General features: G+C 41.0%; 11 protein-coding genes. 6 read left to right on the forward strand and 5 right to left on the reverse strand.

Annotation, left to right across the window (positions count from 1 at the left end):
* Positions 1–15: 15 nt before the first annotated feature.
* The 6 genes from MUB18_RS16780 (at position 16) to MUB18_RS16805 (ending at position 10,087) form a co-directional block, all read left to right on the forward strand.
* Positions 16–3,012, forward strand: coding sequence for a SusC/RagA family TonB-linked outer membrane protein (locus tag MUB18_RS16780; protein WP_248753926.1), 2,997 nt, complete (start codon positions 16–18; stop codon positions 3,010–3,012).
* 9 nt (positions 3,013–3,021) lie between these two features.
* Positions 3,022–4,530, forward strand: coding sequence for a RagB/SusD family nutrient uptake outer membrane protein (locus tag MUB18_RS16785; protein WP_248753927.1), 1,509 nt, complete (start codon positions 3,022–3,024; stop codon positions 4,528–4,530).
* An 86-nt stretch (positions 4,531–4,616) separates the two neighbouring features.
* Positions 4,617–6,626 (forward strand): beta-N-acetylhexosaminidase, encoded by a 2,010-nt coding sequence (locus MUB18_RS16790; RefSeq protein WP_248753928.1) that lies wholly within the window; start codon positions 4,617–4,619, stop codon positions 6,624–6,626.
* A 279-nt stretch (positions 6,627–6,905) separates the two neighbouring features.
* Positions 6,906–7,241, forward strand: coding sequence for a hypothetical protein (locus MUB18_RS16795; RefSeq protein WP_248753929.1), 336 nt, complete (start codon positions 6,906–6,908; stop codon positions 7,239–7,241).
* A complete protein-coding gene (locus MUB18_RS16800; protein ID WP_248753930.1) occupies positions 7,228–8,775 on the forward strand; it encodes a sulfatase in 1,548 nt (515 codons plus the stop codon). Before MUB18_RS16795 ends, MUB18_RS16800 begins: the two co-directional genes overlap by 14 nt.
* Positions 8,776–9,031: 256 nt before the next feature.
* The gene (locus MUB18_RS16805; protein WP_248753931.1) at positions 9,032–10,087 is read left to right on the forward strand and encodes an FUSC family protein; all 1,056 of its coding nucleotides are present in this window, start codon (positions 9,032–9,034) and stop codon (positions 10,085–10,087) included.
* 93 nt (positions 10,088–10,180) lie between these two features.
* Here the strand turns inward: MUB18_RS16805 and MUB18_RS16810 are convergent, their stop codons facing one another.
* The 5 genes from MUB18_RS16810 to MUB18_RS16830 are packed head-to-tail and all read right to left on the reverse strand — an operon-like array spanning position 10,181 to position 18,513.
* Entirely contained in the window at positions 10,181–11,323 is a 1,143-nt protein-coding gene (locus MUB18_RS16810) for an AhpC/TSA family protein (RefSeq protein WP_248753932.1), read from the reverse strand.
* A 27-nt stretch (positions 11,324–11,350) separates the two neighbouring features.
* Positions 11,351–12,784 carry a PKD-like family lipoprotein gene (locus MUB18_RS16815; protein ID WP_248753933.1) on the reverse strand — a complete coding sequence of 478 codons (1,434 nt, stop codon included), beginning with the start codon at positions 12,782–12,784 and terminating at the stop codon, positions 11,351–11,353.
* A gap of 19 nt (positions 12,785–12,803) precedes the next feature.
* A complete protein-coding gene (locus MUB18_RS16820) occupies positions 12,804–13,610 on the reverse strand; it encodes a DUF4843 domain-containing protein (RefSeq protein ID WP_248753934.1) in 807 nt (268 codons plus the stop codon).
* A 12-nt stretch (positions 13,611–13,622) separates the two neighbouring features.
* On the reverse strand, positions 13,623–15,116 hold the full coding sequence (locus tag MUB18_RS16825; RefSeq protein ID WP_248753935.1) for a RagB/SusD family nutrient uptake outer membrane protein: 1,494 nt from the start codon (positions 15,114–15,116) through the stop codon (positions 13,623–13,625).
* A gap of 28 nt (positions 15,117–15,144) precedes the next feature.
* Positions 15,145–18,513 carry a SusC/RagA family TonB-linked outer membrane protein gene (locus MUB18_RS16830; RefSeq protein ID WP_248753936.1) on the reverse strand — a complete coding sequence of 1,123 codons (3,369 nt, stop codon included), beginning with the start codon at positions 18,511–18,513 and terminating at the stop codon, positions 15,145–15,147.
* Positions 18,514–18,517 lie beyond the last annotated feature (4 nt).

Consider the following 18,517-nt stretch of genomic DNA (forward strand, 5'->3'; position numbering starts at 1 on the left):
CAACCTCAAATAACCATGCATTATCGGTTTAAATTTCCAACATCAAAGGCACTGATCGCACTCAGTGTCATCGGCATGAGTTCGCCTCTTGTCTCGTTTGCACAGCAGCAACAATTTCAGGGACAGATCACTTCACAGGGTCAGCCCCTATCCAATGTTGTCATCAAAGTGAAAGGAACGACAGTCGCCACCCAAACGGATTCCCAAGGAAAATTCAGTATTACAGCCGCTGTTGGCAGTCAACTACAGATCAGTTACGTAGGCTTTCAGTCGCAGGAGGTTACACTAAAGACAAATGCTCCAATTCAACTAGAGCTGCAATCCGAAGATCAGCAACTGGAAGAAGTTACCGTAGTGGGTTATGGTCAACAGCGCACTAAAGATCTCACCGGATCTTTTTCCACTTTAAAGGCTGATGCATACAAAAGTCAACCCGTACTCACGGCTGCTTCTGCACTTCAAGGTCGAGTATCAGGTGTGGCGGTTACTCAGAGCTCAGGCGCTCCAGGCGGAAAAGCTAAAATTCGTATTCGGGGAAATAATTCTATAGCTGGCAGCAATGAGCCCCTATATATTGTAGACGGCATAGCCCTAAGTACTTTCAGCTTAGAAGATCTTAATGTGAACGATATCGAATCGATGGATGTGCTGAAAGATGCATCGGCCACAGCTGTATATGGATCTCGAGGCGCCAATGGAGTTGTTATCATCACTACCAAAAAAGGAAAAGCAGGTTCCACCACGGTGAGCTATGACGGATTCATCAACTTCAATACGTTACCTAAGCGCTATGAACTGATGGACGCCAGTACCTACGCAACCATGGCAAATACGATTGCAGGAAGTACTGTCATTGCCGATCCTGCGAGTTACCAAAACAAAACCACCGATTGGCAGCGTTTGTTGCTAAAAAATTCTAACACGCACAATCAACAGCTTTCATTAAGCGGTGGCGGAGAAAAAGCCAAGTTCTTTATCTCTGCATTTTATCAAAATCAAGATGGAACTTTACGCAACACTGATCAAAAAAAATATGGATTGCGTTCCAATACCGATATCAAGATCAATGAAAAACTATCGGTAGGCATCAACCTATTTGCACAACGGGTCGAAGCGCATAATAATGCGATTATGACCTCAAAAGCCAATCCCGTTATGGCATCTATTGCTTGGGCTCCCACCGAAACACCCTACGAAGCTGATGGGAAAAACTACAACAGAAATGGAATTTCGCCGATCTGGGTCAATCCATTGATGACCGCATTGGAATCCGATGACAATATCTTCAGTAATATTGCAACTTTCAATGGAAACATCAAATACAAAATTTTCGATGGATTGACATTTACCTCCAATGCAGGTCTAGACGCCAATTTAAGTAAATCAGCTTCTCTAGCAAATGACTGGGTGTCGCCCAACAATATGAAATCTGGTCAAGGATATAGTGAAAGCTATGCCTTTCAAAACAGCAATGTACTGACCTACATGAAGACCATAGCAGAAAAGCATAATCTGACCTTAACAGCAGTTGAAGAAAGCACGATTAGTACCAGTAATAATTTTAGCGCCAATGGCTCAGGATTGACCAGTACATCTAATGGGTACTACAATTTAGGATTAAATGCGGCCCAAAGCATATCTTCTGGTTATTCGCAATGGTCTATATTATCTTTTTTGGGAAGAGCAATGTACAGCTACGACAACAGATATCTCGCAACGGTATCGTATCGACGAGACGGGTCTTCCAAATTTCAGCAACGTCAAAAATGGAGCAATTTTCCTTCCTTCAGTCTTGGTTGGAATGTACATGAAGAAAGCTTCTTAAAAAGTGTGGAAGCAATTTCAAAACTCAAAATTCGTGGAGGTTGGGGTATGACCGGCAACCAGGCCATAGGTCCTTATCAGACCATGGGACTACTCAGTCCTGTTAATTATTCTTATGGATCGACGACATCTTATCAGGGCTATATGATTGGCAATCCTGCATTAGAAGATTTAAGATGGGAAACAACCAAACAGACTGATATTGGCTTTGACCTCGGGTTATTTAACAACCGACTGACGGTTACAGCCGATTATTACAACAAAAATACCGTAGATCTCCTATTGCCTACACAGATCGACAAATATTTAGGCGGTGGCACGATGCTTAAAAATGTGGGCTCTATCAATAATCGAGGTTTCGAATTTGCCATTGATGCTGCTCTGGTACAAAATGATTATTTTCAATGGAACAGTAATCTCAACGTAAGTTTTAATAAAAACAAAGTCATCAGCCTTAATGAAGGTCAAGACATGATACCACAACCCCGTATCGGAGGCGGTTTGATCAATGCCAATATCCAGGTGGTCAAAGTAGGTGAAGCATTAGGCGCATTCTATTTGATTCCGTGGGAAGGCGTTTATCAGGCTGACGATGCAAAAATGAATCGCAAAGCCGGAGACTATAAATACACCGATGTAAGCGGTAATAATCAGATCGGATATGAAGATATGACAATCGTGGGTAATGCCACTCCAAAAGTTCAGATGGGTTTTACCAATAACTTTACCTATAAAAATTTCGATCTCAATATTTTTATCCAAGGCGCCTATGGCCATCAAATGTTCAATGCTACTTACGCGGCCGCGGCCATTGTTACTTCCGATGTTGCTTATCCGACACTACAAGCTGCAACCAATTACTGGACACCCGAAAACCCGTCTAATGAATGGGCATCAGCTACCAGCAAGAGCAAACAATATGTGGAGTCAACACAATTTTTACAAGATGCCGGATTCACCAGATTAAAAAACATCAGTCTGAGTTACAAACTTCCAAAATCGGTATTAAAAGTAGCAACAGCAAGTCTAGGTTTTGGTGTTCAAAATTTATTTACGGTGACCAAATATAAAGGTTTCGATCCAGAAGCAAGTTCTACAGCTCCTAACAGCGATGTAACCTCTGGGATTGATCTCGGCGCATATCCTTCACCTCGCACCTATACGGTTCGCTTAAACCTGACTTTTTAATTGACAAACATGAAAAAACAACTTTTTACTATATTATTTGCATCGAGCCTGCTCTTTGGCGGATGTAAAGATTACTTAACAGAAGATCCCAAAGGAAGTGTCTTACCTGCCACATTTTATAAAACTTCGGATGATCTTAATGCAGCCATGTTGGGGATTGCTTTATCTTACAATTTGGCTTGGAATCAAACCGGTGGTATGGCGATTACATTTGGATCCGATGACATTACCACACATGCCGGTGGTAACAAAAAAGGTTTCTCCGATTTTGACACCTTTCAACCCAACTCTTCCAACGATCGGATGACCTTATGGTGGGACAATTTTTATAAAACCATTAAATCGTCCAATGCATTGATTGAAAATTATGAAAAGGCAACTGAGGCATCGGCTGCAGATAAAGACCAGGCGGGCGGTGTTGGCTATTTCTATCGTGCACTCAATTATTTCTTTTTGACGCGTACCTGGGGAGCTGTTCCTATGCCACTGCAGTTTTCACTCGATCAAAAAGGCAATAGCACACCCGAAGAAATCTATGCACAAATTGTTGAAGATCTAAAAAAAGCTGAAACCATGCTTCCCGATGCTTGGACTGGACCAAGACGTCAAAACGGGGTAGATATCCTACCCACAGCAGGGTCAGCAAAATCTCTGCTAGCCAATGTCTACTTAACCATGGCAGGATGGCCACTTAAAAAAACTGAAAACTATGCCTTAGCGGCAAGTAAAGCCAAAGAGGTCATCGACAACAGCCAAAAATGGGGTTATACACTTCTCCCTTCCTTTGATCAACTTTGGGACAAAGATTATCAGTTCAATAAAGAAGCTGTCTTTGGATGCTACTTTAACAAAAACATGCCGAGCATTTGGACATATGGTGACAACTGGGGCAACGGCAGCCAGTTAGGTCCCCCAAACTTTGCTCCAGGAGAAGAAGGTGGATGGGATGAAGCTTTTGGAGAAATCAATTTTTATAACAATTTTCCTGAAGGACCTCGTAAAGCAGCTACTTATCAGAAAGATTATTTTATCAAGAATAATCCGAAGAATGTGGTCGACTATACCAAACTAACGCATAAACATCCTTACTTTATGAAATATAGGGATGATGAGTCGTATGATCCCGCAACACATAAAATGAATGATTGGTGGGGCAATGCAACGGTCTATGTCATTCGTTATCCAGAAGTCCTATTGACTTATGCCGAAGCACAGACCATGTCCACCGGAACTGCAGATGCAACAGCATACGAGGCAGTTAATAAAGTGCGCAGACGCGCAGGGCTCAAAGACCTCGAAGCGGGTTTGGCGAAAGATAAATTCCAAGCAGCAGTCATTGCCGAAAGAGGTTGGGAATTTGCAGGATTCGAACCAGTAGCAAGATGGTTTGATCTGATTCGTACCGAAACTGTTGCCAAAGCCAATGCAAATCGCGGAACTGGCGAATTGACCTTAGTGGGAAAACCAGACGATAGCAGCCATAGTTTCTACTGGGCTCCTATCCCGATCATTAAATAATTTATGACCCGAATAGGACTGCCTGTTATCAAGGCAGTCTTATTTTTCGCGCATCAAAACCACACTTCCATATCCAAAAAATAACTATGAAAAAAACAATATTATCCTTAGCCATAGGATTTTTAAGTTTACAGCTTACATGGGCACAAGAACAGATCACGATTATTCCCAAGCCACAGGAGGTTGCTTTAAAAACAGGAAAATTTCGTTTCAATGCCCAAACAAGTATTTCCTTTCGTCATGCAGTGCCAGCAGATGTCGCTCTATTTGTAACACAATTACGAACCATTACACAATATCCCTTCCCTACTGGGAATAAAAAGGAAAATGTGATTATCTTTTCCATCGATAAAAAAGCAGCTATCCAACATCCCGAGGGATATACCATCGTGGCGACGGATGAAAAGATTGAAGTCACCGCGACAACAGGAAAAGGATTATTTTATGCCACACAATCTTTACGTCAGCTTTTGCCGACAGCGATCGAAGCTCCCGGAAATAGTGTACAGACTGACTGGTCTATTCCTGCGGTCGAGATTTCTGATTTTCCACGATACGACTGGAGAGGCTATATGCAAGACGTGAGCCGTACTTTTTATGACGTCGATGTCATTAAAAAATACCTGGATGTCATGGCGTTGTACAAACTCAACACTTTTCACTGGCATTTATCAGATGATCAAGGATGGCGTATCGAAATCAAAAAATATCCCGAATTGACTTCACCAAGAGCCACAGTATTTCATCATACAGAAAATCAACCTGCAGCAAGAAGTGGCTTTTATACGCAGCAACAGATTAAAGAAGTCGTAGCTTATGCCAAGGCACGAAACATCAGTATCGTACCTGAGATCGACGTACCTGGTCACTCATGGCCAGCCATCTTAGTCTATCCAGAGCTGGGGGTCAATTCGTATACCTATCCCAACCATATCTTTCCGTTTGTATCCTCTTGGCATTATTGGGGTGTGCAGTTCACGCCCAATACACTCGATCCAACAAGTGAAAAAGTGTACCAGTTTCTAGACCAGGTATTTACTGAAATTGCCGATCTTTTCCCAGGGGAATATATTCACTTTGGAGGTGATGAAGTGCGTCACGAGCTTTGGGACAAAGAAGAGCATGTCAAGCAATTTATGACTAGAAATCAAATCGCAAATGTACATGAATTACAGAGCTATTTCGTCAAGCGCGTATCTGACATTATCACCAAAAAAGGTAAAAAGCCCTTAGGCTGGAATGATATATTAAGTGATGCCAAAAACTTACCGAAGTCTACTGCCATCATGAGCTGGATAGGTGCTTCGGCCATAAAAGAAGCCACAAGCCAAGGCTTTAAAGCCGTAGCAACACCATCATCACATCTCTACTTTGATATTACACAAGCCGACCGCAATGATGGTACCATGAGTGATCTGGGCTACCCGCAGATTAATTCTTTACAGAAAGTGTATGAATATGACCCCTCAGCAGATCTTACGCCGGAAGAGGAAAAATTGGTCTTAGGCGTACAGGCCAATCAATGGACGGCTTTGACCCAAGAACTCAAAGAAATGAACGTGCACAATTTCCCAAGACTATTAGCTCTGTCCGAAATCGCATGGTCATCTCCCAAAAACAAAGACTTTAAAACCTTTTCGCAACGTCTCGACCACCAGTATCCCCGTTTAGATTCCCTGCGTATCGACTACTACAGACCAGGTGGGTATATTATTGCACAATGGGATAGTACCGCTATCAAGAGTCAGTACGACACGCTAAGCTACGATGTGACGAAAAAAGTATATGCCAACGGTGCAGTACAAGCAGGTTTCTTCTATCTGAGTGGAAAAAACTATTTAGAAATAGAACAAGTACAATTATTAGAAAATGGAAAAGTAATTGCGACAGACGATCACCATGCATTAGCGGACAAATTTAGAGGAACCAGTAAAATCAAACCCTTCTTTTACAATTTCAATGTTGACGCTTACCAGCCCTCCGCAACCTATACAATCAAAGCAATCGTTAGAGGAGTCGGCGGGATCGATTCAAAAGGTCATGTTACCTTCAATCTTACTCCTTTCAAAAACTTTGAAAAAACGGAAACACTGTAAAAAGTATATAGCCAAGTAATGATTGCTTTCATCCTAAAAAAGGACTAATTATCATTTAGTCCTTTTTTAGGATAGGCATTCCGCTTTTCATCAGACAGCGTATCCCCTAAGCATATCATTTTTAAAGATGATTTTATGTACAAATTACATAACAGCTAGAGGCTCTATTCCATCTGAAGAGAACATCCACCCTATTAAAAAATAAGCTTCTCATAGGAGACTACATTAAAAAGTACATCATAATTGAACCTCGATATTGCGAGGTTCAATTAATTTGTTATGTATTACAAAAAAATACAACTAAATTCGTTTCTTACCAATATTCCTAATATTAAACCGATGCAATTGGATGTCGAGCAATGGGTGATCAAGCCAAAAGAAGCAGGAGCAAAATTTACCAGCATAACCGCAACCCATGAAACCGGATGTGCACTCTATCTAGGATGGACAAAAAGCAAACAAGCTCTCGTTGGCGACTTTATGATTGCTTGTCGAAAGCATAATAGTAGACCCGGTGTAAACTTAGGTATAAGATGGATTACATATCTTGGCATTCAAGATTTTAAAGCCATAGGTACAAAAATAATTAATTTCAATGCTTATGACACTATTTAAAAATAAATCAACACTCTTCATGCTCCTGATGGCGTGTACACAACTGGGATGGGCCCAACAGCAAGATCAGCCTAATATTGTGGTATTTTTTGTCGATGATCTCGGATGGCAAGACACATCCGAACCCTTCTATAAAGAGAAGACTTCGATCAATAAACGATTTCATACTCCACACATTGAAGCTCTGGCCCGAGATGCAGTCAAATTTACGGACGCTTATGCTACCCCGGTCTGTACCCCATCACGTGTTAGTTTTTTGACGGGCCTCAATGCCGCACATCATAAAGTGACCAACTGGACAAATCCCAAGGCAAATACACCGACGGACAATTCCGATGAGCTATTGACACCTCCAGATTGGAATATCAATGGACTCAGCCCAATTACCAACGTACCAAAAACCATTCATGCAACCCCTTTTCCCAGCATATTAAAAGATCATGGCTATCATACCATCCATATCGGAAAAGCGCACTGGGGATCTGCTGGCACACCAGGAGCAAGTCCGCTCAATCTCGGTTTTATGGTCAATGTCGCGGGGCATGCTGCAGGGCATCCTCAGAACTATTATGGTGAAAAAAATTATGGAAATATATCCGGTAAAGCAAGCTATCAAGCAGTACCAGACCTAATGGAATATCATGGCACAGCGACATTTCTAACCGAAGCATTGACTCAAGAGGCACTAAAAGCGATCAAGGAACCGATCAAACGCAAAGAACCATTTTTCCTTCATTTCTCCAATTATGCCGTCCATGTCCCTATACAGCCAGATCCACGCTTTGTCCAAAAATATTTAGAAATGGGCTTAGACTCGACAGAAGCGGCCTACTCCTCGCTGGTCGAAGGCTATGATAAAAGTATGGGCGATATTGTACAGTTCCTAAAAGACCAGGGAGTTTATGACCAGACCATCATTGTCTTTATCAGTGACAATGGCGGATTGAGTTTACAGCCGATGCGCACAGGATCTAACCATACGCAAAACCTTCCCTTAAAAGCCGGCAAAGGTTCACTGTATGAAGGTGGTATACGTGTACCCCTACTGATAAAAAATATCGGACAACATCAGCCAAAGGTCAATCATACTCCAGTAATCATTGAAGACCTTTTTCCAACGATTTTAGACCTCGCAAAAATAAAGCAGTACGACCTCATTCAACAAAAATTGGATGGACAGAGTTTAGTGGGATTACTAAGTGATCGTCATGAAAATGAACATTGGGAAAATAGATCCCTTATTTGGAATATCCCTAATAAGTGGACCGTCCCCGATGGACCTGGCATCAATTTCTTTTCTGCTATCCGTCAGGGAGATTACAAACTGCTTTACGATATGAAGAACGGTAAACTGGAACTGTATAATCTGCGCGATGACATAGGCGAGAAAAATAATCTAGCATCAAAGATGAAACGCAAAACAAAAGATCTTAGCACATTGCTATCGGAACAATTAAAAATTTGGAACGCACAATTGCCGACTTATAAAAGCAATAATGCTCCGGTACTGTATCCTGATCAGATCAAGCTTTAAATTTTAAATCCCCTTCAATACGAGCAATCCCACCATGGAGTTTATCTAAACAGACCTGGTGGGATTATTACAAAAACCAGGTGCGGAATCCAACCATTGAACTGATCGGCCATTTGATTAAGACGCTTAGTGACAAAACAGGAGACAATAGATTAGGTATAGAAATTACAAAAAATAAAAAACATCGTTACCTTTGTTTGGTCCGATTAGAATGACAGGCTCATTTCGACGTCAGATCAGATCAAAAAAAGAACAAATGGACTCGTTTTTTAAATTTAATAAGACCAACAGACAGTGGCACCTCCCTATAGTTGCAGGACTAAGTGTAGGTATCCCCATGATTCTGGGTTGGTACATGGACAATATAGAAGCTGGAAAGCTCGGATCGTTAGCCGGATTATCAATATTATACATCCAATCCGACAAACTCATCGAACGTATGATCCTCCTGATGACCTGCTGTTTTGGTCTCATGTTATCTTTTACCGTTGGATTGCTTTTTTCCTTTAGCCCCATTCTTGCCCCCATCGCATTGGGCCTTTTTTCTTTTGGCGTACATTACTCCCTGCACAAGCTCCAGTTGACCCGACCACCCGGCAATTTCTTTTTTATCATGCTGGCCTCTACTGCGATCTGTTCCCCTTTTCAGCCCGAACATATAGCCGAAAAAATCGGTTATGTCGCTATGGGCACCATCTTAACCTGCGGTATCGGTTTAATATACAGCCTACTGACCCTAAAAAAGAGCAATCAACCCGAAAGCATGATCCACCGTAAATCGAGCTATACCAACATCGTCGAATCCATTATCTTTGGACTCATCATGACCCTATCTCTAGCAGTAGCTTTATCGTTGGATATTGAAAAACCTTATTGGATCCCTATTTCCTGTTTAGCCGTTATGCAGGGCAGCAGTTCAAAACACGTTTGGCTAAGAGCGACACAGCGTATCACTGGAACATTAATAGGACTTGGCATCACCTGGTTGATTGCATCTGGCAATCCAACACCGCTGATCATGGTGATCAGCATTACCCTTCTACAAGTCGTCGTGGAGTTTTTAGTCGTACGCAACTACGCAATAGCCGTTGTCTTCATCACCATTCTCACTATTTTCCTATCCGAGTCCGGCAAGCAATTGACACAAGATACCAACCAGATCTTCTTTGCTCGTATGATCGATATTTTTATCGGCAGCATGATCGGAATGATCGGTGGATGGATTTTATTTAATGCAAAATTACATGATCATACCACCCAACAATTAAGAAAAGCTAAGATATTAATGAAAAAGAATAGCCGAAGTAACTGACAAAAAAGCTAGTTCAATTTAAAAACAGTAGCGATCATCCATTACTACCATAAAATAAAGGGTCTAATGAAATTTAGACCCTTTATACCGTGATCAATCGCCAAACACTTGGGCTAATTCGGTATGTAAGTGTTCACCTTTAAGATTAATGGCAATAATATTTCCTTGCGGATCCACCAGATAATTCTGTGGCACAGCCCGTACCCCATACAATACTGCGGCTTCATTAGACCATCCTTTTAGATCAGCCACATGGATCCAGGGCATCCCGTCATCTTCTATAGCTTTTAGCCAAGCTCCCTTCCCCTTCGTATCATCCAGTGAAACAGCCAGTACCTCCAGGCCTTTACTATTATATTTATGATAGGCTTTCACCAAATTCGGATTTTCAGCTCGACATGGACTGCACCAGCTCGCCCAAAAATCGATCAACACATATTTCCCTTTAAAATCAGAAACTTTAACCATTTTACCTTTGGTATCCGGTTGTGAAAAATCGGGAGCTTTACTTCCTATTTTTATGCTTCGCTCCGCTAAAAAGCGTGCTTCCAATTGGCGCGCGGTCGTGAGCTGGCGTACTTCTTTCGATAGTTTTAAAAAAATAGGTTCGATTTCACTAAGCTTTCGTTTATTGGATGCATCTATCAGCGCATCAATGGAAAATATAGAATTGGGATTATTTTCTGCATAAATTAATTCTTTTACGCGACGAGCCTCAAACCTGGCCTCAAATTTTTCATGAATCGCTTGATATTGTTCATTCGCATCAGGAGCATCTTGTTTAACTGCTGCAAATGCTTTATTGCCTGCATCAATGATATCCATGAAACCTCCACCTATTTCTTTTAGATATGCGGTATATGCATCATGCATGGGTGACCCTTTAATGGTTGCTGTACGCAAGGAGTCTTTAATCGTGAAATTATAGTTCTCATTGCCCAGATAAAAGTATAAACGATCGCCTACATTTTGTGACATCAGTTTGCCTTTACCTTCTTGATCCAGCACCATTCTGGAATAGGTAGGTTCATCAACAGTACCTGTTAAACGGAATGTTCCATTTACAATCTGGACAGAGTCTGACACCGGAAATCCATTTTTAGTATAGTCCAGGTAGATCATCTTACCGTTAAACATTTTAGGAGCTGTACCTTTCATCTGAAAAGCAGCTTCTTGAGCAAACAACATCGTTGGCGCTGCGGCCAATATAATTGTAGCAATTTTTAAAATTTTCATATGTATAATTAAGCTATCGTGTATTTATTATTTTCTCCAGGTCAGGTCTACCACTTCACCAGGTATTCCATCAATTTTATGGAGGAGCTCGCCATCTTTTCCCACCTGAATATCCAGATAATAAAGTGAGCCCCCAGCACCTGCGATTAGTGTATTTTCATCATCATCCAACTTCAATAAACTCACAGATGATGGTAGGTTAACTTTCAATTCCTGTACTTGTTGGTTAAGTGGATTGTAGCGGAATACCTTATTTTGATAACCGATATAGATATACCCAATACGGCTTGCCACCATTTTAGTATCAGCATTGATCCACTCCTGATGAAAAAAGAGCTTTTTATGATTTGCTGTGACCAAAAATGGCCCGCTAAAATTAGCCTTAAACTTCAGCTCATAAACTTTTCCTGCATGATCCTTTACAAAAGCATAAGTGTCCGTATTATTGACCTGAACCATCTGCAAAAGATCCATCCCCACATCTGCTGGATCAAATATTTCGGTATTCACACTCGTATATTGTGTTCCAAAATACATGGGTGAACCATACATATTGATCCGTATAAATTGCTTTTTATTCTTTTCAAAACCGATAATGGTAAAATTATTGTCCACCGCTGTTATGACAAATTGAGGTGACAACTCATAGTCGCCGTCGGCAAAAGTTCCAAACATACCATACGTTGCAGACTGGTCCCATGTAGTGGTCGCTCCAGCATAAAATTTACCATTGATAACACCTAATAATGCTCCTTGCGGATAAGTCTTTAAATTATCGACATCGATACTAGGAGGTGCTAGAAAAAAATTATCATACAGCGTACCTGGTTTTAAAATCTCTCGTTTTAGATTATTTACGTCCAATCGAACTCCTCCATTTTTTGAAATAATCCAATAACCTAAAGGCGTATTTCCTGTAAACTGATTCTTGACATAGTGGATATGCAACGGATTAGCGGGAAGCACTTCGTTATTAATGATCTCATAAATATTAGCTTGGACGGTATGATCAGGCTTTATAAAAGAGAGCTTGCTCAGTCCATGATCAACAGACAACACCAACGATCCTCTCGAGAATGCGGTCGTTCCCTGGATATAAAAGTTATAGAAATATTTCATTCCATTTACTTTGTTCGTAACCGTAAGTCTTGCTCGATATCGCTTTGCTTCCAAACCAAAAGCGATACGTAGATCTTTACCCTCGTAATGATTAGTCTCAGGTTTAGTTGCTTCTGGGACATCAATTCGCCAGTTGCACTGTATCGAAGCAGGATCAATTCCAGATATTGTTGGAGTTATGATCAAACTGTCGCCTACCGAAGCCTCATACAAGTTGTCTAGCCCCGTAATTTGAGGTTCTTCAGGCATTTCTATGGCGTAGTTTCCTTTATCTTTATAGCAGCTGCATAAAGTTGCTATGATCATGTAAACAAAAACAGATACGAAGATCTCCTTTTTCATAAAAAATTTTTTACCCATATTATCTCACCTCCTTTCCTGTTTCATCAATAAAGAAATATTTTCCAGAACCTGTATTTTTCCTTAGCAATATCGTGCGATTTGGATTATCCACATGATAAAAGAGATAAGTCTGTCCGCCATCATTTGACTCCAATTTATAGTCCTTTTCCGGATGATCCTTAATCCATTTAAATGGGTCATTTAACATCATCAGCAATAGATTTGCGAAATAAAGATTTTTTGGTGCATCTAGCCCCTGCATGGATAATGTCCGCTGCTCCGTAACAAGCAAAAATAACTGATGTTTTACCCTCGAATAATTGTCCAACCACATGGACCACCATTGGGGCTGTTCCAATTGTGCAGAGAGGATGATCCGGGCACGAATCAGGTCCTTATTTTCAATTCCAAAATCAGGACTTTCTTGGAGTTTGATGATTAAAGACACAGCACGTGTTTCCAGGTCCTTGACGTTATGAATGATAACAGGTAAAAAAGTTTGTCCCGCTCCTTCCATAAATGGATAGTCCGGCTTCAATTTATCATAATGAATCTCCGCTTGAGCTGTTGAGGAATCCTTTTCAATATACGCCTGGAAGCTTCGTGATTTCTGGTCTCGATACCCCATCAATTTGACTGGTAGAAAAACCGTATCTACCGCCTTGGTCATATCGTAGGCAAAGGTATACACGATACTATCCCGATCTGCAGCAGTCAGATCAAAATATATATTTGCCTGACGTTCATAACGCATTAAAGATTCTTTTTTACAAGAAAAGAACAGACACATGCCCAAAGACATGATTACATAAGTAGCATATTTCATGTGGATATACATTTATCGTTGTCCATAAATTATTTCATCGTCAGGAAGCGGCCATGCAAACACCTGCTGGCTGACAGGTATTATAGCACCTTGTTGACCAATTATCGGTTGATTTAGCCGTTTATATACAAAAAAGGTCTGCCCTTCCGCATACATTTCCTTACGATATTCCTTGATCAGCACCTGCCGAAAAGCGGTCTGATTCATCATTTCCAGCTTTTGTCCTATGCCACGGTTCAGCCTGACCTCATCTAAATAGGTGAGCGCTTGAGCAGGGTCTGTATCAAATGTGCATTCAGCAGCGATATAATACATTTCACTTAATCTAATGGCTGGAGCAACCAAGTAATGCAAGTTGGCAGAAAAGCTCTCACTGAACACATTTCTTCTATATTTAAGCAAAGAAGATATAAAACCGGTACCCATGCCTGTGCTTCCAAACCATTGGGTGTACCGCATATCACTACCTCCCGCCCCACCTACATCATAGATGATCTTAGCTTCCTCTTGATCCAAGTACATACCCGAGTTCCCATCAGTAAACCATTCATTATTAAAGGTGTTGCTCATCGCAGGAATATACCAAGCAAAAAGTAACTCTTTGTAGAGGATACGATCCTTTTTATCCGCATCCACGGCCAAGAAATCTGTCCGATTTGTCCAAGGGAATTTTTTGGCTGCTATAATTTCCTTGGCATATGCTAATGCCTTTATTTGGTCACCTTTGTACAAATTAACGCGAGCCAGCAACCCACATACAGCAAAATAATTCAGTCTATGCCTCCTATTTTGTAAGAAAAGGTTTGGATCTTGGAGTTCCGAATTTTGTAGGGTATCTGTATTTGTCGGATAGCCAATGACATATGATTTTTGACGTATAGGGTCTATTTTCAGCAATTCTTTCGCTTGTTCCAAATCTCGAATGACCGAGTCCAGAGCTTGAGATACAGAAGACAATTTTGTTGATTTGTTGGAGTAAGTTGTGACGTAAGGTATAGCATCCGCTTGGTCACGGACAATTGGTGCAGTAGCAAATAATCTAAGCGCATCAAAATGCAGATAAGCTCTCAAGGCCAATGCCTCTCCTTTGATCAATGGATAGTTATGACCGATAAACAGATTTTGCTTTTTATCGATTTCGCCTAGGATCAAATTTGCATTAGCAATTCCATTATATAGGCCTTTCCACACATTATCCTTGCGAGCGATAAAATTCGCATCGTTGTATCTGAAGTTTTTAGTTTGGAGATATCGTAACGGATCATTGCTCGCAATACTGTAGTTCTGAACCAATACCTCAGCGGTACCAATGGTCAGCTCTTTACCATAGAGATCACTTTTCGCAGATCTGGTGTACACACCTATAAGCGCTTCTTTAAATCCATCCTCTGTAGAGAACAGGATGTTTTTATCCACATCACTTTCGGGTTGTATATCGAGCCATTTCGAACAAGAGAGGAACCCGAGATTGGAAATCAATATTAATATGATATAAATCTTTTTCATTCTTCAATTAGTATAAGTCATTAGAAATTTATAAACCCGCCTGAAGGGTAAAAGAGATACTCCGCGCGAAAGGATAATTGATCCCACGTTCTTGCTTGACCGATGACCAGCGAAAGATATCATTTGCCACCAATCCCATTCGTAAGCTTGACAATGCCAATTTTTGAGTGAAAACTTTTCCAGCATCATATGAAATATTAAGTGATTGAAGTGCTAGTAAACGATCTGGCATTATAAATCGCGAGGAGACACGCGTCTGTCCGAGGTCTTGAATACTCTTATAGAAAGATACATCACCCGGGTTTTTCCATTTCTCTTCCAAGACGCGGCTATCCACATTATATCTTGGGTCTGCATTTTCCACCCGATCTACCAAAGTTTGATTATAGGTCTTTCCTCCCAATCGCGTTTGAAAATATGCCACCATCATCAATTGCTTGTAACGCAGTGTTCCGCCAAAAAATCCTTCCATTTTAGGAGTTGCCACCGCCACGACATCGATATCCTTCGCATCCCAATCATAAGACAATGTTCCATCTTTTTTAAGGAATACTTCCTTTCCATTTTCAGGATCAATGCCTAACGATGGCACAGCATAAATGGCATCTAACGATTGTCCTTCCTTGTACCGCAACAGAGGAACAGCCATCAGATCACTCCCTTGCTGTGCCTCATCGACCCGTTCGTTATAACTTTTAAGTGCATTGGAAATCCGGATGATCTTATTTTCGTTACGGACTAGATTAGCTAGCAAACTTAGTGTCCAATTTGAGTTGCGGATGGGTATCCAATTTGCATTCAGCTCAAATCCTTTGTTTTCCATATCTCCTAGATTTTCTTTATAAGAAATAAATCCGGTAGACGGAGCCAAATTGATGTCGGCCAAAATATCACGTGTTATCTTATGATAATATCTTGGCGACAATGTCAATCGATCGTTCCACAAGCCTAGATCGATGCCTATATCTGTACTTTGGGTCTTCTGCCAGGTCAAATTCTCATTACCATAATTCCTAACTGTACTTCCTAGACCCGACGAATACCAGTTACTTTTATCATAATTATAAGTTGTCCTTGACATGTACGGATCAAACTGTACAGAACCTGTCAATCCGATCGTTGCCCGCACACGTAACTGGCTAATAGACTCATTATCGAACCACGATTCTTGGTGTATATTCCAACCAATACCTGTTGACCAAAATGGAGCCGAGCGCTTATTAGCGCCAAATTTAGATGAACCATCGATCCGCAATGTGGCATCAAAAAGAAATCTATTGTCAAATGAATAATTTGAACTTAAGAATGCACCAAATAATCTGGAAGCGCTTAAACTACTTGCCGGACTTGCATTCTCGGCATACCCCTTGGCAAAACCGACACTTGTAAAACGATCATTAGGAAAACCGATCGCTGTAAAAGAACGCTCATCATAACTTTCCGTTCTGATATTTGTTCCCGCGACAAGATTGAAATTATGCTTTTCGATTGTCCGCATCCAATTTGCCCGTACATTGGCATCCCAGTATAGTTCATTATTCGTATAACTGGTATAACTCCCTTTCAAATCTGTTTGACTTGTCGGGTAATAAAAAAAGTCATTGGCCAAAGGCGAACGGAAGTTGTCATTATTGTTTAGTCTCTTCAGTAAGCTTACTTGTCCACGTAATCGCAAACCATTGCCTAGATCTAAGTCTGCAGATAGGTTATCTAATAGTTCGGTATAGCCTAATTTATTGAAGCTACTTAAAGTAGCATTATAAAGTGGGTTCAATACATGCTCCCTTTGGCTTGATCCAGAGTTGGCGACCCTGGTCCAAACATCAATTTCCTGAAGAATATTACCATTATCGTCTTTCATCCGATAATATGGATTCATCAGCACATAGTCTGAGAAATTACCATATGGCGATTCCGTACCATTTACAATGGTCACTGATAATTCATTTTGAAAGCGAACTTTATTACGAAGATTGTAGCTGAAATTCAGACCTCCTGAATATTGGTTTCTACCAGACCCTTTCATGACTCCAGGTCGCGTCTGGTATCGCAGGTCCATTCCATATCTGAATGTTTCTGCACCTCCCTGGATGTACAGACCATGCTTTTGCCCAACAGCAGTTCGCACAGGCTGAGAGAGCCAGTACGTGTCTACTCCGCCCAACACATTGGCCAATTTGCTGTAATATAATTCGTCAAGTACATCTTGAGACTGTCGCTGTACATCGCTGTCATAGAGCCCGGCCAATTTTTCGTAAGCTAATTTATCTGGCGCATTCAAAACTTTATATCCAGTCAGATCAGGAACATTGACATTGCTTTCGTGTGTATAAGTCATCTGCAGCTTCCCATCTTTAGGCGATTTTGTCGTGATGACCATGACCCCATTGGCAGCCCGTGATCCATAAATAGCTGTTGCAGCGGCATCTTTTAAAATGGTGACACTCTCAATACGCGTCATATCCAAGTCCAAAACTTTTTGAACACTAACTTCAAAGCCATCCATAATAAAGGCAGGCATATTGATCGAGGTGGTAATATGATCACGTCTCAGTACTTCATTATTGCCAGTAGGCAAAGAAGAAGATCCTCTGACATTGATATTGGGAAGTGCATTGGGATTAGAACCCGCGAGATTATTATCGAGCAATTTGAATGATGGATCAAATACTTGCATCGCTTGGAGCACATTTTGTGGATTCACCTGGCGCAGCTCTTCTCCGCTTTTGGTAACAGCTGTACCCGTATAAGAATCTTTCTTGATGACTTGGTAGCCCGTTACAACGACCTGATCAAGCGCATTAGCCTCTTCCTCCATTCGGATGGAATAATCAAATTTATCATCCAATAATTTAAGGACGTAAGTTCGATATCCCACCATAGTCATGGTCAGTGTACCTTTTGCTGTAGCCAAGAAAAATCGTCCATCTTGATCTGAAATCGCGATCGGTCTGCCGTCCTGAAGCACGGTGACCCCGTTTAAGGGATTTTGATCTTTGCCCACTACGCTAACTTTGATCTCTCGCTGTGAAGGTTTTTTAACCGTCGGAGCAGTTTTTTGATTGGTATTAGGCGATCGTTGTTCCAAAAATATTGTTTTTGAATCAATCGTATAGCTCATATCCTGATCCTTTAAAATCTGATCAAGAAAAAACTTAAGGGTCACCTTTTCGACTTTCACGGTTATCGGCTTTGCCTTATCAAGTAATTTTTTAGCGCCCATGTACTCATAATTAGTCTGTTTCTTGATCGCCTGCAATACTTCTGTAAGTGCCACATCGCGACCCGAATAGGTAATGGTTTGCGCATTCAGCTTTTGACATATGAAAAATAGAAGCACAACAAAAAACAGTGACAATGGCTTTGTCACATTTACAGAGTAAGAATTTCTTTTCATTAAT

Origin of the sequence: Sphingobacterium sp. PCS056, assembly GCF_023273895.1 — a bacterium.
Taxonomy (GTDB): Bacteria; Bacteroidota; Bacteroidia; order Sphingobacteriales; family Sphingobacteriaceae; genus Sphingobacterium.